Here is a 19903-nt window from a genome sequence, read left to right as displayed (position 1 = left end):
CCCGCTCGACCGCTAGTCGACGCGGTCGTCGCGGTTCTTGGCCGGGTTGCGCAGCGTACCGAGACCCTCGATGCGGATCTCGACGGTCTGGCCGTCGTGGAAGCCGCCGAGCCCGTCGGGCGTGCCCGTCATGATGATGTCACCCGGCAGGAGCGTCCAGGCATCGCTGACGAACGCGATGATCTCGGGAACCCCGGTGATCATGTCGCGCGTATTGCCCTTGCGGCGAGGCTCGCCGTCGACGAAGGTCTCGATCTCGAGGGCGCTGGGGTCGAGATCGGTCTCGATGAACGGACCGATCGGGGCGAAGGTGTCGAAGCCCTTGGCGCGCGCCCACTGGCCGTCGGCGAACATGACGTCGCGGGCCGAGACGTCGTTGCCGATCGTGAAGCCGAAGACGTAGTCGCGCCAGTCCTCCTTCTTCACCCGCTTCGCGACCTTGCCGATCACGATGACGAGCTCGCCCTCATGCGTGATGCGGCCGTCGACCGGGGGGATGATGATCGGCTCGTCCGGGCCGATGACGGCCGTGTTCGGCTTCAGGAAGATGAGGGGGTTCTCGGGCACCTCGTACTGCATGGTCGCGACGTGCGCCGCATAGTTCATGCCGATGCACACGACCTTCGAGCGCGGGATCACCGGTGCGAGCAGGCGCACATCGGCGAGCTTCACCCGCTCGCCGGTGGTGTCGTACCCGTGGAACATCGGGTCGCCCGCGAGCACGACGAGCTCGTCGTCGTCGACGATGCCGAACTGCGGATCACCGCCGGCACTGAATCGCGCGATCTTCACCCGACAAGCCTAACGGCCACGTTCACTGCTACTGCACTGGGGTGGTGCATGCTCAGCCGACGATCAGCGCGGGGTGACGACGTACGTGGCGGTCATGACCCCGTCGGCGTCGGTCGCGACCGAGAGGTCGACCCGGTACGCGACGCTCGAGAAGGCGCCGTAGCCACTGGTCGCATCGCTCGAGACCCCGGCGGGGGCGAACCCGGCACCCTCGAGCGCGGCAGCCGCATCCGTGAACGCGACGCCGCCGTCGAGACGCGTGCGCACCACCCAGCCGGCACCCTGCGGGCCGGCACCGCCGCCGAGCACCTCGCCGGTGAGCGGGATCTCGGCCGGGAAGCTCGAGGGAACCGTGCCGTCGGCCGTGAGCTCGACACCGCCGAGCACGTCGTCGACGAGGCCGCGGATCTGCTCATCGATGCCGCCGACCAGCTGGTCGACACCCTGCTGCACGAGGCCCTCGACGATGTTGTCGAGCGGAGTGCCCGTGCTGCACGCCGAGGTCCCGGTGGCGAGAACGAGGGCCAGCGCGGCGGCGGCGAGCGTGCGGGGGCGGCGTGCGGTCATCGGATGCTCCTCTCGGGTCACCCCGCAGCCCGCGCCGCACAGGCGCCGGCGCGGGGCTCGGTCGTCAGGCGTTCTGCTTCTTCAGGCGCGAGGTGGCGCGGGCGCGCAAGGTCTGATCGAGCTCGACCTTGCGGATGCGCACCGTCTCGGGCGTCACCTCGACGCACTCATCCTCGCGGGCGAACTCGAGGCACTCCTCGAGGGTCAGCTGACGGGGAGGCGTGAGGCGCTCGAGCTCCTCAGCCGTCGACGACCGGATGTTGTTGAGCTTCTTCTCCTTGGTGATGTTGACGTCCATGTCGTCGGCGCGCGAGTTCTCGCCCACCACCATGCCCTCGTAGACCTCCTCCGTGGGCTTCACGAAGAACGTCATGCGCTCCTGCAGCGCCATCATGGCGTTGCTCGTGACCACGCCGGCCCGGTCGGCCACGATCGAGCCGTTGTTGCGGGCGACGATGCTGCCGGCCCAGGGCTCGTAGCCGTGGGCGATCGCGTTCGCGATGCCCGTGCCGCGGGTGGTCGTCAAGAACTCGGTGCGGAAGCCGATGAGGCCGCGGCTCGGCACGATGAACTCCATGCGCACCCAGCCGGTGCCGTGGTTCGTCATGCCCTCCATGCGGCCGCGACGGGCGGCGAGCAGCTGGGTGATCGCACCCAGGTACTCCTCCGGCGCATCGATCGTGAGGTGCTCGAACGGCTCGTGCAGCTTGCCGTCGATGGTCTTGGTGACCACCTGCGGCTTGCCGACGGTGAGCTCGAAGCCCTCGCGACGCATGTTCTCGACGAGGATCGCGAGGGCGAGCTCGCCGCGGCCCTGCACCTCCCAGGCGTCAGGGCGGCCGATGTCGACGACGCGGATCGACACGTTGCCGATGAGCTCGCGGTCGAGGCGGTCCTTCACCATGCGGGCCGTCAGCTTGTGGCCCTTGACCTTGCCGACCAGCGGGCTCGTATTGGTGCCGATCGTCATCGAGATCGCCGGCTCGTCGACCGTGATGGCGGGCAGCGGGCGGATGTCGTCGAGGTCGGCGATCGTCTCGCCGATCGTGATGTCCTCGATGCCCGCGATGGCGACGATGTCGCCGGCCATCGCCGACTCGGCCGGGTAGCGCTCGAGGGCGCGCGTCTTCAGCAGCTCGGTGATGCGCATCTGGCTGTGCGTGCCGTCGTGACGCACCCAGGCGACCTGCTGGCCCTTCCTGAGAGTGCCGTTGAAGATGCGCAGCAGCGCGATGCGGCCGAGGAAGGGGCTCGCGTCGAGGTTGGTGACGTGCGCCTGCAGGGGGTGCTCGTCGTCGTAGGTCGGGGCGGGGATGTGCGACAGGATCGCCTCGAACAGCGGCTCGAGGTCGTCGTTGTCGGGCAGCTGGCCGTCGGCCGGACGGGTGCGGCTCGCGGCACCGGCACGTCCCGAGGCGTAGATCACGGGGAGGTCGAGGATCGCGTCGACATCGAGGTCGGGCACCTCGTCCTGCAGGTCGCTCGCCAGCCCGAGCAGGAGATCGTGGGTCTCCTCCTCGACGGCCTCGATGCGGGCATCCGGTCGATCGGTCTTGTTCACGAGCAGGATCACCGGGAGCTTCGCCGCGAGCGCCTTGCGGAGCACGAACCGGGTCTGCGGCAGCGGGCCCTCGCTCGCGTCGACGAGCAGCACGACGCCGTCGACCATGCTCAGACCGCGCTCGACCTCGCCGCCGAAGTCGGCGTGACCGGGGGTGTCGATCACGTTGATCGTGATCTCCTGGCCGCCGGCGTGCTTGCCGGTGTACGTCACCGCCGTGTTCTTGGCGAGGATCGTGATGCCCTTCTCGCGCTCGAGGTCGTTCGAGTCCATCGCACGCTCCTCGACGTGAGCGTGCGCGGCGAACGACCCCGTCTGGCGGAGCATGGCGTCGACCAGGGTCGTCTTGCCGTGGTCGACGTGGGCGACGATCGCCACGTTGCGCAGGTCGGTGCGGGTGGCGAGGGCCATGAGTTATTCCTTGCTGGCTGCGCGCTGCTCTCGGCGCTCCCGCTGCGCCACGGGATCGGGCAGGGGAACAGCGGCGATGAGGCGCTGAGTGTAGGGGTCTTGGGGGTTGCGCAGAATCTGATCACGCGAACCCTGCTCGACCAGTCTACCCCGGTGCATCACCGCGATCCGGTGTGCGAGCATGTCGACCACCGCGAGGTCGTGGCTGATGAAGAGGCAGGCGAACTGCAGCTTGCTCTGCAGCTCTTGCAGGAGGTCGAGGAACCGGGCCTGCACCGAGACGTCGAGCGCGCTCGTCGGCTCGTCCGCGACCAGCAGTTCCGGAGCGAGCGCGAGGGCGCGCGCGATGCCGACGCGCTGACGCTGGCCGCCCGAGAGCTCGTGCGGGTAGCGGTTGCGGTAGCTAGCCGGCAGCTCGACCTGGCTCAGCAGCTCCTCGACGCGCTTGTCGAGCTCCTTGCCCTGCGCCTCCTTGGCGAGCAGCAGCGGCTCGCCGATGCTCTCGCCGATCGGCATGCGCGGGTTGAGGCTCGAACCCGGGTCCTGGAAGACGATGCCGGCCTTGCGGCGCAGCGGCCGGAGATCCTTCATCGAGGCCTGCGAGATGTCGATGCCGGCGGAGATCAGGCGGCCGTACTTGATCGGCAGGAGGCCGACGGCGGCGCGCCCGAGGGTGGTCTTGCCCGAGCCCGACTCGCCGACGAGGCCGACGATCTCACCCGGGTAGACATCGAGGGTGATGTCGTCGGCGGCGAGGAAGGCCGGCACGCGACCGCGCTTCGGGTACTCGATCGACACGTCCTGGAAAGACAGCACCGGTTCGACCGTGCGCTTCTCCGCCACGGCGGGAGCCGCCTCGGTGATGTCGAGTCCGAGGTGGGGCACGGCGGCGAGGAGCGACTGCGTGTAGGGATGCTGCGGACGCTGGAAGATGTCGAGGGCGGAACCCTGCTCGACAGCCACGCCGTCCTTCATCACCATGATCGAATCGGCCAGGTCGGCGACGACCCCCATGTCGTGCGTGATGAGCACGATCGCGGAGTCGAGCCGGCTGCGGAGGCTGCGGAGAAGGTCGAGGATCTCGGCCTGGACGGTGACGTCGAGGGCGGTCGTGGGCTCGTCCGCGATAAGGAGGACCGGGTCGCACGAGATCGCCTGCGCGATCATCGCGCGTTGGCGCTGGCCGCCCGAGAGCTGGTGCGGGTACTTGTGGAAGGCGAGCGCCGGGTCGGGCATGTCGACCTTCTCGAGCAGCTCGATCGCACGCTCCTTCGCCTGAGCGGGCGTGAGGTCGTAATGCGTGCGCAGGGTCTCGACGATCTGGAAGCCGACCGTGTACACGGGGTTCAGAGCCGTCATCGGCTCCTGGAAGATCACGGCGATCTGCTGGCCGCGCACCGCGCGCAACTCGCGCTTGTCGAGGTTGCCGATCTCGCGACCGAGCAGCTTGATCGAGCCGGAGACGCGGGCGGTCGACGGGAGCAGGCCGAGTAGCGCCATCGAGCTGGACGACTTGCCCGAGCCGGACTCGCCCACGATCGCGAGCACCTCGCCGCGCTTGACGCTGTAGTCGAGGCCGATGGCCGCCGGGTAGAACTCGCCGTCGACCCAGAAGTCGACGCCGAGGCCGGAGACCTCCAGAACGGTCTCGACGGCGGTGGAGGTGGTGCTGCTCACGGGAGGTCCTTCCGTGCGGTGGTGAGGCGGGAGTCTGTCGGGCGCAGGTCTGTCGGGCGCAGGTCTGTCGGGCGCAGGGCGGAGCGGCGCTGGTCTGCGAAGCTGGAGGCATGCGCTTCCAGCCCGCGAGCTTCCGCCCCGCGTTCGGTCGAGTTCTGACGATCATCATCGCCGTGATCGGGGCGGGCGCCCTGATCGGCTACATCGCGGCCGGCGACCTGGTCGCGCTGCTCCGATCCGGCTGGTGGCTGGTGCTCATGGTCGCGGTCGTGTGGGCCCTGTACTGGATGCCCCGGGTCGAGGTGCTCGAGCACGCGGTCGTCGTGCGCAACCCGCTGACCACCTGGCACGTTCCGTGGGCCGCGATCCAGCGCATCGATACCAAGTGGGCGCTGACCCTCTACACCGAGAAACGGCGCGTCGAGGCTTGGGCGGCTCCCGCCTCGGGTCGCTACACGGTGTTCCGGCTGGGACCGGACGACGTGAAAGTCACCGAGTCGGCGCGCGTCGCCGGCGCGATCCGCCCCGGCGACACCCTCTCGAGCGAGAGCGGTGCCGCGGCGAACCACATCCGTCGTCACTGGGAGCAGCTGCGCGATGACGGGCTGCTCGACGCGGGCGTCGAGCCGGGCTCGCTGCGGCGCACGCTGAACACGCGCACGGTCGTGCTGCTCGGCGCGCTGGTCGCGCTGAGCCTTCTCGGGCAGCTGCTGTAGGAGCATCCGTCAGCCTCAGCCCGCCGTCGGAGCGGCGGCCTTCGGCTTCGCGAGGGCCCGGGCGGTGGGCATGCGCTTCTGCCGCGGGTCGAACGCGTCGCGCAGACCATCGCCGATGAAGTTGATGCAGAGGGCGATCGCGATGATGAACGCGCCGGGCCACCAGAACAGCCAGGGGCGGGTCGCGAAGGCGGCCTGGTTCTGGCTGATGATCACGCCGAGGGAGGTGTCGGGAGGCTGCACGCCGAAGCCGAGGAAGCTCAGACCGGTCTCGAGCAGGATCGCCGCGGCCATCAGCAGTGTCGTGTTGACGATGATGACGCCGATCGCGTTCGGCAGGATGTGCTTGAAGATGATCCGCCGGTCGCTCGCACCCGCGACGCGGGCGGCGTCGACGAACTCGCGCTCACGCAGGCTCAGCACCTCCGCGCGCACCAGTCGGGCGAGGCCCGTCCAGGTGAACAAGCCGATGATGACGGCGAGGAAGGCGGCCCCCAGTCCGCCGACGGCACGGCCGAGAACGGCACCGATGACGATGAGCGGGATGACGATGACCATGTCGGTCAGGCGCATGAGCACCGCGTCGACCCAGCCGCGGTAGTAGCCCGAGACCGCGCCGATGACGGTGCCGATCGCGGTGGCGATCACGCCGACGATCAGCATGATGACGATCGACTGCTGGGTTCCGCGCATGACGACCGCGAAGGTGTCGCGGCCGATCTCGTCCTGCCCGAAGGGGTGCAGGCCGAGGGTCACGCCGGCGCCGCCGAGCCACTCGGGCACGAGGCTCAGGGTGGGCTGCCCCCCGTTCTGCACCGGCGGGATGTCCGTCCAGGTCCACAGCCACCATCCGGGCGTCTTCACCTGGATGCCGAAGAACGAGAAGTCGAACCCGACGGCGGTGAAGGCCAGCACGATGATGAAGGCCAGCGAGATCATCGAGATGACCGCGCCCTTGTGCCGGAAGAACCGGCGGCGCACGATCTGGCCCTGCGAGAGGCCCTCGACCTCCTTGTTGGCGATGTTGTTCTCGGCGTCGGTGACGCCGGCGACGGGGGCAGTGCTCTTCTTGCTCATCAGCTGACTCGGATTCGGGGGTCGAGGGACGCGTAGACGAGGTCGGCGATCAGGTTGAACAGGATCGCGAGACCGCCGACGACGACGAAGAAGGCCATGACCGGGTTCGGGTCGACGGCCCGCAGACCGTTGATGAAGAGCTGGCCCATGCCGGTCCAGCCGAACACCGTCTCGGTGATGACGGCGCCGCCGACGATGCCGCCGATGTCGAAGGCGACGATGGTGGCGATCGGGATCAGGGCGTTGCGGAAGGCGTGACGCACGACCACGGTGCGCTCGGCGAGGCCCTTCGCCCGCGCGGTGCGGATGTAGTCCTGGTTCATCACCTCGAGCAGGCTCGCCCGCGAGTACCGGGTGTAGGTGGCGAACGAGATCAGGATGATCGCCATCGTCGGCAGCAGCAGGTGCGTGTAGATGTCGACACCCTGCACCCAGAGGGAGCCCTCGAGGTTCGGGGTCGACGAGCCGATCGTCGCGATCGGGCGTCCGCGGATGCGTCCCGAACTCGCGTAGTCGTCCCAGACCATCATGAACCGGTCGAGCGCGATGGCGCCCGCGGTGATGAAGCCCGTGAAGGCCGCGACACGCATGACGGGGCCCTTGTCGACGCCGCCCATGAACCAGCCGATGCCCATGCTCACGACGATGGTGAGGGCGGCGAGTGCCGCGAGCATCCACCACTCGGTGATCGAGTACGAGATGCCGTACTGGAACGGGAAGTAGAGCACGATGCCGAGGCCGGCGACGGCGAGCGAGGCGTACAGTGCCCGACGGTTCTTCAGGCCCGTGATGAGGGCCGTGAAGCCGACCGCCGCACCCAGACCGATGATCGCGACGCCGACGACCGACAAGCCCGGGTAGGTGAACCAGTCGATCAGGTTCATGATCACGAGCATCGACGCCGTCGCACCCGCCGCCACCGTGAAGGTGATCGCCTTGCGGCGCAGGGTGCCGGGGATGATCGAGGCCCAGAGCAGACCGCCGACGAGCGTCAGGACGGCGATGAGCCAGACCGGCAGCTGCGGGTCGTCCTCGAGGAAGTCATTGAAGCCGATGGCGATGAACTGCTTGAGCAGAACGGCGACCCAGAAGACCGGCAGCGAGAAGAAGAGGAAGGAGATGAAGGTGACGCTGTAGTCGTACCCGGAGTACTGACGGAGCGCCGTCGTGATGCCGACGATGAGGCCGAGGATGATCGCGACGATGGTCGCGATGGTGACGAGCTGGATCGTCGATCCGAGGGCCTGCTCGAGCAGGACGTTCACGTCGCGGCCCTGAACCGTGACTCCGAAGTTGCCGCCGAGCACACCGCGCTCGCCCGCAGCCGGATCACCGAAGAGCCAGATGAAGTACCGCAGCGGCGGGATCACGTCGAGGCGCAGCAGCTTGATGCGGGCCTCGATGAGCTGCTCCTTGTTCGGAGCGTTGCTCAGCCGGAGGTCTTCGAGGGGGTCGTCGGAGAAGGCGACCAGGTTGTACATGAGGAACGTGGCCGCGAGGAGCACGAACACGGAGGCGATGAGTCGCCGGATCACGAATGATGCCATGGGGGTGGCGCCCTACCTATCTGCGTAACGGGGGTGCGCTCAGTGGTGGGCGCTGGGGCCGCAGATGCGACCCCAGCGCCCGTTCACTGTGCTAGCTGACCGGAGTCAGTCGGGAGCGGGGCTCTCGACTAGTTCGACTCGGTCGGCTCCCAGTCCCACGCGTTCCAGAAGATGGTCGGCGACAGGGGGCCCGGGTTCACGTTGGTCACGCGGTCGGAGAACGCGGTGACGGCCGGGAACTGGAAGATGGTGACTCCGTAGAAGTCGTCCATCAGCAGCTTGTCGATCTCCAGCTGGATCTCGATCTGGCGCTCGGGGTCGAGCGTCACGTCGAGCTCGTCGAGGAGAGCGTCAACCTGAGGGTTGCTGTAGTAGTTCAGGTTGTTGATGCCGCCCGTGCGGAAGGTCGACGAGCTGTTCGTCACACCGAGGCTCGTCGACTGCCAGCCGAAGAACACCGCGTCGTAGGCGCCGGGCGTGCCGAGCAGGCCACCCCACTCGGGGCTGCCGCAGTCCTCGACCACGAAGCCCGCCTCCTGAGCCGACGCCTGGATGAGCGCGAACTCGTTGACACGACGCGGGTTGTTCGACGCGTAGAGGATGCAGACGGCCGGGTCGGTGACGCCAGCCTCGGCGATGAGCGCCTTGGCGCCCTCGATGTCGACCTCGCCGAACTTCTCGGCCATGCCGTTGTTCGCAACGGTCTCGTCGTAGCCGGCGGCACCCGGGAGGAAGAGCTGCGAGTTGCGCACCTCGGCCTCGGGGTTCAGCGGCTTGATGAGGGTGTCGACGATCTGCTGACGCGGGATGGTCTTCAGGAAGGCCTCGCGGAGCAGCGGGTTGTCGAACGTGCCGTTCTTCGAGTTCTCGAAGGTGAGGTCGAAGTGCTCGTAGACGGCCTCCTCGCCACCGAGAACGGTCACGCCGTCGAGCGCCGCGAGGGCGTCGGCGACGTCGGCCGTGGCCTGGGGGCTGATGATGTCGACCTCGCCGTTGGCGAGCGCCTGAACGGCCGCCAGCGGGTCGGAGATGAACCGAATGGTGATCTCCTCGATGTTCGGGAGGTTCTCACCGCGGTAGTTCTCGTTGGCGGTCAGCGTGATCGACTGGTCAGCGACGAAGTCGGTGATCTTGTAGGGGCCGTTCACGACGAGGAGGTTGGCGTCCTCCTCCGCCGGGAGCTCGGTGAAGTTCCAGTCCGAGTTCCAGACGCTCGAGATCGGGGCCAGCGCCGCGGCGTCCGCGTTCTGCACGGCCTCGACGAGCGCGTCCTTGGCCTCCTGGGCGTCCTCGATGCCGAGGGCGCGCTGCGCGACGACGTGCGCCGGCAGGCCCACACCGAAGACGAGCTCCCAGTCGACGAAGAACTCGTCGTAGACGAGGGTGATCGACTTGCCGTCGATCTCCGGGGTCTCGGTCACGAGCTGCAGGCCCGCACCGATCGCGCCGTCGAAGTACACGACGTCGGTCGGGTAGTCGTCGGTGAACTCACCGGTCTCGGGGTCGGTGAACTCGCCCGGGTCGAAGTCGGGGGTGTTCAGAACGCCCGAGTTCGCGGCCCACGCGAGCAGCATGTCCGCGGCGTCGACGGGGGTGCCGTCCGACCACTGGACGTCGTCCGCGATCGTGTACTTGACGGTCAGCGGGTCCTCCGAGACGAGCTCGTAGGTACCGAACGACTCGTCCTTCACGAGGGCGGGCTCGTTGTTGTAGTAGTTGAAGCCGCCGCTCGTCAGGTACACGATGTTGGCGTTGGCCGTGGCGTTACCGAACGACGTGTTGCTGTTGTACGAGTAGAACGGCTGGTTCCACGCGACCGTGATGGAGCTACCCTCGACGACCTCGGACTGCGGCGCTGCGCAAGCCGAGAGAACGAGAGCGCTCGCCGCGATCGTGGCCGTGGCGGCCGCGAATCTGCTGATACGCAATTTTCCTCCTGTGCAAGATGGACACGTGTCGGCACGTTTTCCGAGCGCACCGTCACGCCTGTTGGGTCCGACCCTAGAAGCCCAGAGACACCCCCGCCAAACTGTAGGCCCATTCGTTACACACCGGTAACGCTTGCGCGGTGGCGGTGCGGGAAACGCGCGATCCTTGCGCCAAAGTCGCGCTTTTGTGCACGGATGCGCGCTCAGGGTGCGGACTGTTGCGAGAACGGGCGGCTCGGGCCTCGAATGCCCTGCCCACGCCGGGTGGAGCGGCTGTGGAAGCGCGCCAAAGAGCGGCCCGCATCCGCGACGAGGATTGAGGACTCGGCACAATCGCGGCCGGAGCGACCGAGAATGTGGGGGTGACGACCCGCCCGCACGCCCTCCCCGATCTGCCCGAGCCGAGCGATCGGCGGATCCGCATCGAGATCCTTCTTGTGCTGGGGCTGTCGCTCGGCGCGAGCGCCGTGTACTCCGTGGTCGCGATCGCCAACCGTCTCACTCGCGACGTGCCGCTGGGCGAGCAGACGGCGACGATCAACCCCCCGCGCGATGAGCGGCCGATCTTCGACCTGATCTACCAGCTGCTCGGCGTGCTGTTCGACCTGGTGCCGGTCGCCCTGGTGGCCTTCCTGCTGTGGAGCGGGACGCGCCCGCACCTCGGCCGCCTCGGCATCGACGGCACCCGGCCGTGGCGGGATGCCCGCGACGGGCTCGGCCTGGCGGCGCTCATCGGCGTTCCGGGCCTCGCTCTGTACCTCGGGGCGCGCGAGCTGGGACTCGCGGTGACCGTGGTGCCGACCGCGCTCGACGAGCACTGGTGGACCGTTCCGGTGCTGCTGCTGGCGGCAGCCCGCGCGGGCATCGTCGAGGAGGTCATCGTCGTCGGCTACCTGTTCGCGCGGCTGCGCGACCTGCGCTGGGGGCCGTGGGCGATCATCCTGACCAGCGCGCTGCTGCGCGCCACGTATCACCTCTACCAGGGCTTCGGCGGCTTCGTCGGCAACTTCGCCATGGGCCTCCTGTTCGGCTGGCTGTACACGCGCTACGGGCGGCTGCTGCCGCTCGTCATCGCGCACACGATCCTCGACGCCGTCATCTTCATCGGCTACCCGTGGGCGGCCGCGACCTTCCCCACGCTGCTCGCCCCGCCCGCCTGACAGCTGCGCGCGTCGCACGCTCCGCGACACTTCGCACTCCTTCTTCTGTGTGAGGTGTCGCAAACCGTGAGAGGCGCGGCAGGGCGGCACGGCGGGCACGCCGACTCAGTCGGTCGCCGTCAGGCGAACGCTTCGCCCGCGCCGGAGGCGCGGCAGACAAGCGCAGCCGGACTCCGATCAGTGAGTTCGCCGTCAGGCGAACTCACTGATCGGCGGACACGCGCAGACGAGGTTGCGGTCGCCGTAGGCCTGGTCGACGCGGCGCACCGGCGGCCAGTACTTGTCGACGCGCGCGCCCGCGAACGGGTACACGGCGAGCTCGCGCGAGTACGGGTGCTCCCACTCGCCGGCGATGACGCTCTCGGCCGTGTGCGGCGCGTTGACGAGCGGGTTGTCGTCCGCCGGCCACTCCCCCGCCGCGACGCGGTCGGCCTCGTGGCGGATGGCGATCATGGCCTGGATGAACCGCTCGAGCTCGGCGAGGTCCTCCGACTCGGTCGGCTCGACCATGAGCGTGCCCGCGACGGGGAACGACATGGTCGGCGCGTGGAAGCCGTAGTCCATGAGCCGCTTGGCGACGTCGTCGTTGCCGATGCCGGTCGCCTCCTTGAGCGGGCGCAGGTCGAGGATGCACTCGTGCGCGACGAGCCCGTTCTCGCCCGCGTACAGCACCGGGTAGTGCTCGCGCAGGCGGAGGGCGACGTAGTTCGCCGCGAGCACGGCGTTGGCGGTCGCATCCGTGAGCCCTTCGGCGCCCATCATGCGCGCGTAGGCCCACGAGATCGGCAGGATGCTCGCCGAGCCGTAGGGTGCCGCCGAGACGGGCGCGCCGCGGTGCTCGACGGTTCCGGCCGCACCGGTCGCCATGTCGAACGGCGGGTGCTGGTGCATCTGCGCCAGCGGGTGGCCCGGCAGGAAGGGCGCGAGGTGCGCCTTCGCCGCGACCGGCCCGACGCCGGGCCCGCCGCCGCCGTGCGGGATGCAGAACGTCTTGTGCAGGTTGAGGTGGCTGACGTCGCCGCCGAGGTCGCCGTAGCGGGCGTAGCCGAGCAGCGCGTTGAGGTTGGCGCCGTCGATGTACACCTGCCCGCCGGCCTCGTGCACCGCGGCCGTGACCTGCATGACCTCGTGCTCGTACACGCCGTGCGTCGACGGGTAGGTGATCATGAGCGCCGCGAGCTCGTCTCGGTGCTCGGCGATCTTGGCGCGCAGGTCGGCGAGGTCGACATCGCCGGTCTCGGTCGTGCCGACGACGACGACGCGCATGCCGGCGAGCACCGCGCTCGCCGCGTTCGTGCCGTGCGCGCTCGACGGGATCAGGCACACCGTGCGGTGCAGGTCGCCGCGCGAGCGGTGGTAGCCGCGGATCGCGAGGAGGCCCGCGAGCTCGCCCTGCGAGCCGGCGTTGGGCTGCAGCGAGACCGCGTCGTAGCCGGTGAGCTCGGCGAGCCAGGTCTCGAGCATGCCGATGAGGATGAGCGATCCCTGGACGTCCTCGACGGGGGCGAAGGGGTGCAGGCCACTGAACTCGGGCCACGTGACGGCCGCCATCTCGGTGGCCGCGTTGAGCTTCATCGTGCACGAGCCCAGGGGGATCATCCCGCGATCGAGCGCGTAGTCGCGGTCGGCGAGGCGCTTGAGGTAGCGCATCATCGACGTCTCGCTGCGGTGCGTGTGGAACACCGGGTGCGTCATGTACTCGGATGCTCGGCGCAGGTCGGCAGGGAATGCGGGCTCGAACGCCGTGGCCCAACCGGCTCCGAGACCGAAGACCTCCGCGAGCGCCGGACCGATGTCGGCGGCGGTACCGGTGTTCGCTGCCGCCGAGGTCACCTCGTCGACGCTGAGCCGCAGCGTGTCGGCGTCGACCTGCCACAGCAGGAGGTCGTGCTCGCGCGCGGCGGCGGCGAGTGCGGCCGCCCGGCCGGGAGCGCTGATCTCGAGCGTGTCGAAGAAGGCGTCGTGGGCGACGGCGTAGCCGGCGCCGCGGAGGTGCGTGGCGAGCGCGACCGCCTGACGGTGGATGCGCTCGGCGATGCGGCGCAGGCCGTCGGGGCCGTGGTAGACCCCGTACATCGACGCCATCACGGCGAGCAGCACCTGCGCGGTGCAGATGTTGCTGGTCGCCTTGTCGCGACGGATGTGCTGCTCGCGCGTCTGCAGGGTGAGCCGGTAGGCGGGGCGGCCGTCGGCATCCTTCGAGACCCCGACGAGGCGGCCGGGCATCTGCCGCTCGAGGCCCTCGCGCACGGCCAGGTAGCCGGCGTGCGGTCCGCCGAAGCCCATCGGCACGCCGAACCGCTGGGTCGTGCCGACGGCGACGTCGGCACCGAGCTCGCCCGGGCTCGTGATGAGCGTCAGCGCGAGCAGGTCGGCCGCGACGATCGCCAGCCCGCCCTGCTCCTTGACCCGGGCGATGACCGCCGAGGGGTCCCAGATGCGTCCCGAGGCGGCGGGGTACTGCACGAAGACGCCGAAGGCCTCGGGCAGCTCGGCCGGGTCGGTGTCAGCGAGCGGCAGGTACGCCAGCTCGAGGCCGAGCGCCTCGGCCCGTCCGTCGAGCACGGCGCGCGTCTGGGCGAACAGGTCGCTGTCGACGAGGAAGACGTTCGACGCCGAGCCCGAGGCGCGGCGGGCGAGCAGCATGCCCTCAACGACCGCGGTCGCCTCGTCGAGCATCGACGCGTTCGCCGTGTGCAGCCCGGTGAGGTCGCTCACCATGGTCTGGAAGTTCAGCAGCGCCTCCAGGCGGCCCTGCGAGATCTCGGGCTGGTAGGGCGTGTAGGCCGTGTACCAGCTCGGGTTCTCGAGCACGTTGCGCTGGATGACCGCGGGCGTGACCGTGCCGTAGTAGCCCTGGCCGATGAGGCTCGTACGCACGCGGTTCTCGGCCGCGATGGCGCGCAGCTCGGCAAGAGCCTGCGCCTCGGTCGCCGGAACCGGCAGGGTGCGGAGGGGGGCGGTCTGGCGGATCGCGGCGGGAACGGCCGCATCCATCAGCGCATCGAGCGAGGCGTAGCCGAGCGCGTCGAGCATGAGCTGACGGGCGTCGCCGTCGATGCCGATGTGGCGGTTGCTGAAGTCGAGAGACATGACGGGGGGATGCTCCTACTCGCCGATGAGGGCGCGGTACTCGTCGGCGCTCAGCAGGGCGGGGGTGCTCGCAACGCGCACCTTCACCAGCCAGCCGTCGCCGTAGGGGTCGCTGTTGATGGTCTCGGGGGCGTCGACGACGGCCTGGTTGGCCTCGACGACCTCGCCGTCGAGCGGCGCGTAGAGCTCGCCGACCGACTTGGTCGACTCGACCTCGCCGACGATCGAGCCGGCGGCGAGCGCCGCCCCGACCTTGGGCAGGTCAACGTAGACGACGTCACCGAGGGCGTCGGCCGCGTACTGGGTGATGCCGACGGTGGCGACGTCGCCGTCGAGGCGCACCCACTCGTGCTCGGCGGTGTACTGCAGATCGGTGGGGATCGCGCTCATGGTCAGGCCTCTTTCTTGTAGAAGGGGAGCGGAACGACGGTGGCCGGGATGCGGGTGCCGCGAACATCGAGCTCGAGCGCCGTGCCCGGCTCGGCGGCGGCGGGGTCGACGAAGGCCATCGCGATCGGGTGGCCGAGGGTCGGCGACAGGGCACCGGAGGTGACCTCGCCGACGAGCTGCTCGCCGCGATAGACGGGGTACTCGGCGCGGGCGGCGCGGCGGCCCTCGGCGGCGAGGCCGACGAGCACGGGTGCGCCCGCGGGCGGGCCGGCGAGGATCGCATCGCGACCGACGAAGGCGGGCTTGTCGGTCACGACGACGCGGCCGAGCCCGGCCTGCACCGGCAGGATGCTGGTGCCCAGCTCGTGCCCGTAGAGCGGCATGCCCGCCTCGAGCCGCAGGGTGTCGCGGGCGGCGAGCCCGCAGGGCACGAGGCCGAGCGGCTCGCCGGCGGCGGCGAGCGCGGCCCACAGCGCAGCCGCGTGCTCGACCGGCGCGTACAACTCGAAGCCGTCCTCGCCGGTGTAGCCGGTGCGCGCGACCATGAGGTCGGAGCCGCCGAAGCTGCCCGAGCCCCAGGCGTAGTACTTCAGGTCGGCGAGGCCGTCGATCGCGAGCCCCGCGGTCGCGGCGAGCACCGCCTCCGAGACGGGACCCTGCACGGCGATGAGGGCGATCTGCTCGGTGCGGTCGTCGAGCTCGACGGCGAAGGCCGGGCCGCCCACCCCGGCGACGCGCGCGCGGAGGGCATCCACCACGGCGAAGCGGTTGGACGCGTTCGCGACGACCAAGAAGGAGGTGTCGGCCATGCGGTAGACGATGAGGTCGTCGACGATGCCGCCCTGCTCATTGAGGATCAGCGAGTACTTGGCCTTGCCGACCGCCATCGCCGAGAGCCGGCCGGCGAGCGCGGCGTCGAGGAAGGCCGCGGCATCGGGGCCATCGACGGCGATCTCGGCCATGTGCGAGATGTCGAAGATGCCGGCGGCGGTGCGCACGGCGTGGTGCTCGGCGAGGTCGGAGCTGTACCGCACCGGCATCTGCCAGCCGGCGAAGTCCGTGAACGCCGCCCCCAGGGCGACGTGCACATCATGCAGCGGGGAGTAGCGGGGGGCGGGTTCGGACTGCGGTGACTCAGACTGCGGTGCTTCAGACACGGAGTTCTCCTGACGCGGACGGCCGGTGGAACTCCCCCTCTGTCATCGTGCCTGAGAGTTTCGCCGCGTCCGCGCTGCTCGTGGCAGGAGGTCGGGGTTTTCACCGTGGGCGAGGGCCGAGCCGACGCGCGGTCGGTGCCCTGCTTTTCAGAGTGGCCTGGCTGATGCGGTACGTGTGACCTGAGAGATTGGCGGGGAGGCTTGCTCCTTCGGTGCCGGGGCCCGAGGCCCGCGGCTCTCCCGCATCGCGGAAACGGCCGGATATTCAGTTAAGGGCGGTGCTGCGGCTCACTCTACTCCCCCGCCTGCCGCCGTGGCTGTCGGAGTGGGCGGCCTTGTTCGCTACCGGTTCTCGCGGAAGTACTTCACCGCCTGCCCGATGAGCACGACGAGACCGGTGAGCGCCATGATGGCGAACACGGGCCCGGCCCAGGCGGCGGTGGCGGCATCGACGGGAACCGGGAAGGCGAGCAGCTCGGTCATGGTCGCAGGCTAATCGTCGCCGCGGTCGTCGTCGAGCAGGGCGCTGAGACCGTCATCATCGAAGCCGGGCATGGCGAGCATCTCGGCCGCGCCCTCGGTGGCCTCGATGAGGCCGCTCAGCAGCTCGACGACGCTCGCCGACCGCAGCAGCCGCACCTGGTCGAGCGGCCCGAGCGGGGCGATGCCGGCGAGCTGCCAGCACGCGCGCACCGGGTCGTCGTCGAGCGCAATGTCGGCGGGCCACTGCTGCTCGACGAACTCGCTGGCCCGGGCGATGGTGCGGCGCACCAGCTGCTCGGCACGGTCAAGCAGCGGGCGGTGCTCCTCGCTCCACCCGAGCTCGACGACCGGACGCACCTCGGCGACCGGGTAGGGGTCGTCGGGCAGCCAGTCGACCACCTCGATGCGGCGGTCGCCGACGGCGACGAGGCCGATGAAGCCTTCGCTCGTCTCGACGCGGGTGATCTGAGCCACCGTGCCGATGGCGAAGCGCTGCTCGCCCCCGCCGACCTCGCTGCCGCGCTCGATGAGCACGATGCCGAACTCGGGGGGCTCGTCGCCGAGGATCGTCGAGAGCATGACGATGTAGCGCTCCTCGAACACGCGCAGCGCGGTCGGCATCGCCGGGAACAGCACCGAGCCCAGCGGGAACATCGGCAGGACCGTCATGCGGCCAGCCTGGCAGGGCTTCCTGCGGATGTGCAGGACGTTCGACCCTGACCGATCGGTAAGGCGCGGGTTAGTGTGAGAGCGCGCGAGGACGCGCATCCGTCATCGAAGGAGCATCATGCAGATCAGCGGGAAGGTCTTCGCCGTCACCGGCGGCGGCAACGGCATCGGGCGCGAGGTCGTACTCGGTCTCGTGGCGAAGGGCGCGCGCGTCGCCGCCCTCGACCTCAACGAGGAGGGTCTGGCCGAGACGGTGAAGCTGGCCGGCGCGAACGGCGACCGAATCTCGACCCACGTCGTCAACGTCACCGACCGCAAGGCGGTCGAGAAGCTGCCCGCCGCGATCATCAAGCAGCACGGCCAGGTCGACGGCCTGCTGAACATCGCCGGCATCATCCAGAAGTTCGTGCCGGTCATGCACCTCGACTGGGATCAGATCGAGCGCGTCATCGACGTCAACCTCTACGGCGTTCTCAACACCTGCAAGGCGTTCCTGCCCGAGCTCGTGAAGCGGCCCGAGGCGGCGCTCGTCAACGTCGCGAGCATGGGCGCCTACGCGCCGGTGCCCGGTCAGGGCGTGTACGGCGCCACCAAGGCGGCCGTCGCCCAGTTGAGCCGCGCGCTGCACTCGGAGCTCATGGAGACCGGCGTGCAGGTCACGGGCGTGTTCCCGGGCGCGATCGGCACCAACATCAGCATCAACTCGGGCATCATGACCGAGGAGCAGGCGAAGCAGATGGCGGCGAACGCTGGCGACCAGGCGCGCAAGACCACCGCCCCCGCAGAGGCCGGACGGCAGATCATCGAGGCGATCGAGAAGGGCTCGTACGAGATCTTCATCGGTGGCGACGCGAAGGCCATGTCGCGCCTTTCACGCCTGAACCCGAAGAACGCCGCGGGCCTCATCTACAAGAACATGAAGGACCTGCTCGCGTCGATGAACTGACGCTCGTGGCTCAGGCGGCCGGCTGCGCGGGGGGCGCGCTGCCGGCCGCTTCGTCGTTCGGGCCCGCCGCCGCGAGACGACGACCGCGCACGACTCCGACCTCGTAGGCCGTCACCGCGACGAGGGTGACCGCGAGGAGCGGCAGGACGAACCACAGCATCACGTCGGTGAAGCCCTCGAGTGCGTCGTGGGCCGTCGAGGCGAGCACGAGGTACACCGTGTAGGCGAGGTAGAGCAGCACGAACAGCACCCCCTCCCATCGCGCGACGGCGAATCCGGTGAACGCGATCGGCAGCAGGGCGACCGCGGTCGCGAGCATGAGGGGCAGGTCGAGCGCGATCGCGGCGGGCGAGACCGGGATGCCCTGGCCGAACAGCACCGCCGGCAGGCCGAGCACCATGCCGATGTTGAAGATGTTGCTGCCGACGATGTTGCCGACCGCCATGTCGCGCTCGCCCCGGCGGACGGCGATGATCGACGCCGCGAGCTCGGGCAGCGAGGTGCCGACGGCGACGACCGTCAAGCCGATGACGAGGCTGCTGATGCCCAGGGCGGTGGCGATGCCGACCGCGCCGTCGACGAGCAGCCGCGCCCCGAGCACGAGCAGGCCGATGCCGGCGATCAGCAGCAGCAGCGCGAGCCACAGCGGCGCCGGCTTGCTGTTCAGAGCGGGCTCGACGGTCTCGGCGCCCGAGCCCTCGCGCCGCCCGATCACGATGCTCATGACCGTGTGGAGGGCGAGGCCCGCGAGAAGCAGGAGGCCGTCGACCAGGGTGATGCTGCCGTCGAGGCTCACGGCGACGAGCAGCACTGAGATGCCGACCATGACGGGGATGTCGAAGCGCACGAGCTGCCGCTTGATGATGAGCGGCATGACGAGCGCCGAGATCCCCAGGATGAAGAGGATGTTGACGATGTTGCTGCCGACGACGTTGCCGACCGCGAGGTCGGGCTCGCCCCGGAGCACGGCGTCCAGCGTGACCGCGAGCTCGGGTGCCGAGGTCGCCGCCGAGACCACCACCAGCCCGATGACGAGCGGGGAGATGCCGGCCTTCGCCGCGAGCGTGGAGGCCCCGCGGACCAGCGCCTCGCCGCCGGCCACGAGCACGACGAGACCGACGACGATGAAGACGATGTCCAGCAGCACGTGCCCAGCCTAGGGCGAGAAACCTGACATCTGGGTCAGGTTTCCGGCCGGAGCCAGGTGAGCCAGGAGCGCAGCAGGCGCTCGAGGGCGGCGCGGTCGCCGGCGTCGAGCGGCTCGAGCAGTCGATGCTCGTTGGCGAGGTGCGCCTCGAAGGCGCGCTCGACGAGCGCGAGGCCCGCATCCGTCAGCGCGACAACGCGCCCGCGACCGTCATCGGGCGAGCGACGGCGGGTGACGAGCCCGGCCGCCTCCAGCCGGTCGACCCGCTTGGTCAGGCCGCCCGCGGTGACCATGGTGCTGTCGGCGAGCGCCGAGGGGGTGCGCTCGTAAGGGTCGCCGGCGCGACGGAGGGCGGCGAGCACGTCGAACTCGCCGGCGGTCAGCCCGTGCTGAGCGAAGACCCGCTCGAGCTCGACGTCGATCGCGGCCGCCAACCGGGCGAGCCGGCCGAACACGCCCTGGGGCGAGACGTCGAGCTCCGGGCGCTCCCGCCGCCACTCGGCCTGGATGCGGGCGACGCGGTCGGGAGCGCTCGCACCGTCGAGAACGTTCTCGCTCATGCGGGAATAATACTTTCCCGGG

General features: G+C 69.6%; 17 protein-coding genes and 2 riboswitches. Of the genes, 3 read left to right on the top strand and 14 right to left on the bottom strand.

Annotation, left to right across the window (positions count from 1 at the left end):
- Positions 1-12: 12 nt before the first annotated feature.
- The 4 genes from BJ959_RS10895 to BJ959_RS10880 form a co-directional block, all read right to left on the bottom strand.
- The gene (locus tag BJ959_RS10895; protein ID WP_153981861.1) at positions 13-792 is read right to left on the bottom strand and encodes a fumarylacetoacetate hydrolase family protein; all 780 of its coding nucleotides are present in this window, start codon (positions 790-792) and stop codon (positions 13-15) included.
- Between the two features lie 63 nt (positions 793-855).
- On the bottom strand, positions 856-1359 hold the full coding sequence (locus BJ959_RS10890) for a hypothetical protein (RefSeq protein ID WP_153981860.1): 504 nt from the start codon (positions 1357-1359) through the stop codon (positions 856-858).
- 64 nt (positions 1360-1423) lie between these two features.
- The gene (gene typA / locus BJ959_RS10885) at positions 1424-3331 is read right to left on the bottom strand and encodes a translational GTPase TypA (protein WP_153981859.1); all 1908 of its coding nucleotides are present in this window, start codon (positions 3329-3331) and stop codon (positions 1424-1426) included.
- A gap of 3 nt (positions 3332-3334) precedes the next feature.
- Positions 3335-5008, bottom strand: a complete 1674-nt coding sequence (locus BJ959_RS10880; protein ID WP_153981858.1) for a dipeptide ABC transporter ATP-binding protein — start codon at positions 5006-5008, stop codon at positions 3335-3337.
- Positions 5009-5118: 110 nt separating this feature from the next.
- Between BJ959_RS10880 and BJ959_RS10875 the strand changes: the two genes are divergently transcribed.
- Positions 5119-5724 carry a PH domain-containing protein gene (locus BJ959_RS10875; RefSeq protein WP_153981857.1) on the top strand — a complete coding sequence of 202 codons (606 nt, stop codon included), beginning with the start codon at positions 5119-5121 and terminating at the stop codon, positions 5722-5724.
- A gap of 15 nt (positions 5725-5739) precedes the next feature.
- Here the strand turns inward: BJ959_RS10875 and BJ959_RS10870 are convergent, their stop codons facing one another.
- The 3 genes from BJ959_RS10870 to BJ959_RS10860 all read right to left on the bottom strand — a co-directional run bounded on the left by BJ959_RS10870 (position 5740) and on the right by BJ959_RS10860 (position 10276).
- Positions 5740-6801 (bottom strand): ABC transporter permease, encoded by a 1062-nt coding sequence (locus tag BJ959_RS10870; protein ID WP_153981856.1) that lies wholly within the window; start codon positions 6799-6801, stop codon positions 5740-5742.
- Positions 6801-8348 carry an ABC transporter permease gene (locus BJ959_RS10865; protein ID WP_153981855.1) on the bottom strand — a complete coding sequence of 516 codons (1548 nt, stop codon included), beginning with the start codon at positions 8346-8348 and terminating at the stop codon, positions 6801-6803. The genes BJ959_RS10870 and BJ959_RS10865 overlap by 1 nt, the downstream gene beginning before the upstream one ends.
- Before the next feature lie 128 nt (positions 8349-8476).
- Positions 8477-10276, bottom strand: a complete 1800-nt coding sequence (locus BJ959_RS10860; RefSeq protein ID WP_207949075.1) for an ABC transporter family substrate-binding protein — start codon at positions 10274-10276, stop codon at positions 8477-8479.
- 362 nt (positions 10277-10638) lie between these two features.
- On the opposite strand from BJ959_RS10860, the gene BJ959_RS10855 reads away from it, so the two are divergent.
- On the top strand, positions 10639-11436 hold the full coding sequence (locus BJ959_RS10855) for a CPBP family intramembrane glutamic endopeptidase (RefSeq protein ID WP_341799866.1): 798 nt from the start codon (positions 10639-10641) through the stop codon (positions 11434-11436).
- Between the two features lie 192 nt (positions 11437-11628).
- On the opposite strand, the gene gcvP is transcribed toward BJ959_RS10855, so the two are convergent.
- The 5 genes from gcvP to BJ959_RS10830 form a co-directional block, all read right to left on the bottom strand.
- Positions 11629-14529 carry an aminomethyl-transferring glycine dehydrogenase gene (gcvP, locus tag BJ959_RS10850; protein ID WP_153981854.1) on the bottom strand — a complete coding sequence of 967 codons (2901 nt, stop codon included), beginning with the start codon at positions 14527-14529 and terminating at the stop codon, positions 11629-11631.
- A gap of 15 nt (positions 14530-14544) precedes the next feature.
- The gene (gene gcvH, locus BJ959_RS10845) at positions 14545-14919 is read right to left on the bottom strand and encodes a glycine cleavage system protein GcvH (RefSeq protein WP_153981853.1); all 375 of its coding nucleotides are present in this window, start codon (positions 14917-14919) and stop codon (positions 14545-14547) included.
- A gap of 2 nt (positions 14920-14921) precedes the next feature.
- Positions 14922-16076, bottom strand: a complete 1155-nt coding sequence (gene gcvT, locus BJ959_RS10840) for a glycine cleavage system aminomethyltransferase GcvT (RefSeq protein WP_153981852.1) — start codon at positions 16074-16076, stop codon at positions 14922-14924.
- A gap of 29 nt (positions 16077-16105) precedes the next feature.
- Positions 16106-16233: riboswitch (glycine riboswitch) on the bottom strand.
- Positions 16234-16329, bottom strand: a riboswitch (glycine riboswitch). It lies immediately after the preceding riboswitch.
- Between the two features lie 89 nt (positions 16330-16418).
- The gene (locus BJ959_RS10835; protein WP_153981851.1) at positions 16419-16559 is read right to left on the bottom strand and encodes a hypothetical protein; all 141 of its coding nucleotides are present in this window, start codon (positions 16557-16559) and stop codon (positions 16419-16421) included.
- Between the two features lie 9 nt (positions 16560-16568).
- On the bottom strand, positions 16569-17228 hold the full coding sequence (locus BJ959_RS10830) for an LON peptidase substrate-binding domain-containing protein (protein ID WP_153981850.1): 660 nt from the start codon (positions 17226-17228) through the stop codon (positions 16569-16571).
- Between the two features lie 118 nt (positions 17229-17346).
- Here BJ959_RS10830 and BJ959_RS10825 point away from each other — a divergent pair, with 118 nt between their 5' ends.
- Positions 17347-18174 carry an SDR family NAD(P)-dependent oxidoreductase gene (locus BJ959_RS10825; RefSeq protein ID WP_153981849.1) on the top strand — a complete coding sequence of 276 codons (828 nt, stop codon included), beginning with the start codon at positions 17347-17349 and terminating at the stop codon, positions 18172-18174.
- A gap of 10 nt (positions 18175-18184) precedes the next feature.
- On the opposite strand, the gene BJ959_RS10820 is transcribed toward BJ959_RS10825, so the two are convergent.
- A complete protein-coding gene (locus tag BJ959_RS10820; protein ID WP_341799865.1) occupies positions 18185-19321 on the bottom strand; it encodes a calcium/sodium antiporter in 1137 nt (378 codons plus the stop codon).
- A gap of 35 nt (positions 19322-19356) precedes the next feature.
- On the bottom strand, positions 19357-19881 hold the full coding sequence (locus BJ959_RS10815) for a MarR family winged helix-turn-helix transcriptional regulator (protein ID WP_153981848.1): 525 nt from the start codon (positions 19879-19881) through the stop codon (positions 19357-19359).
- Positions 19882-19903: the final 22 nt, after the last annotated feature.

The organism is Microcella frigidaquae (genome assembly GCF_014200395.1).
Taxonomy (GTDB): domain Bacteria; phylum Actinomycetota; class Actinomycetes; order Actinomycetales; family Microbacteriaceae; genus Microcella; species Microcella frigidaquae.
Note: the sequence above shows the minus strand (reverse complement) of the source record. Positions and strands in the feature narration are given on the sequence as shown.

Coding starts and splice junctions, on each gene's coding strand:
- BJ959_RS10890 (WP_153981860.1), bottom strand. CDS start 1,359: ATGACCGCACGCCGCCCCCGCACGCTCGCCGCCGCCGCGCTGGCCCTC.
- typA (WP_153981859.1), bottom strand. CDS start 3,331: ATGGCCCTCGCCACCCGCACCGACCTGCGCAACGTGGCGATCGTCGCC.
- BJ959_RS10875 (WP_153981857.1), top strand. CDS start 5,119: ATGCGCTTCCAGCCCGCGAGCTTCCGCCCCGCGTTCGGTCGAGTTCTG.
- BJ959_RS10870 (WP_153981856.1), bottom strand. CDS start 6,801: ATGAGCAAGAAGAGCACTGCCCCCGTCGCCGGCGTCACCGACGCCGAG.
- BJ959_RS10865 (WP_153981855.1), bottom strand. CDS start 8,348: ATGGCATCATTCGTGATCCGGCGACTCATCGCCTCCGTGTTCGTGCTC.
- gcvP (WP_153981854.1), bottom strand. CDS start 14,529: ATGTCTCTCGACTTCAGCAACCGCCACATCGGCATCGACGGCGACGCC.
- gcvH (WP_153981853.1), bottom strand. CDS start 14,919: ATGAGCGCGATCCCCACCGATCTGCAGTACACCGCCGAGCACGAGTGG.
- BJ959_RS10835 (WP_153981851.1), bottom strand. CDS start 16,559: ATGACCGAGCTGCTCGCCTTCCCGGTTCCCGTCGATGCCGCCACCGCC.
- BJ959_RS10830 (WP_153981850.1), bottom strand. CDS start 17,228: ATGACGGTCCTGCCGATGTTCCCGCTGGGCTCGGTGCTGTTCCCGGCG.
- BJ959_RS10825 (WP_153981849.1), top strand. CDS start 17,347: ATGCAGATCAGCGGGAAGGTCTTCGCCGTCACCGGCGGCGGCAACGGC.
- BJ959_RS10815 (WP_153981848.1), bottom strand. CDS start 19,881: ATGAGCGAGAACGTTCTCGACGGTGCGAGCGCTCCCGACCGCGTCGCC.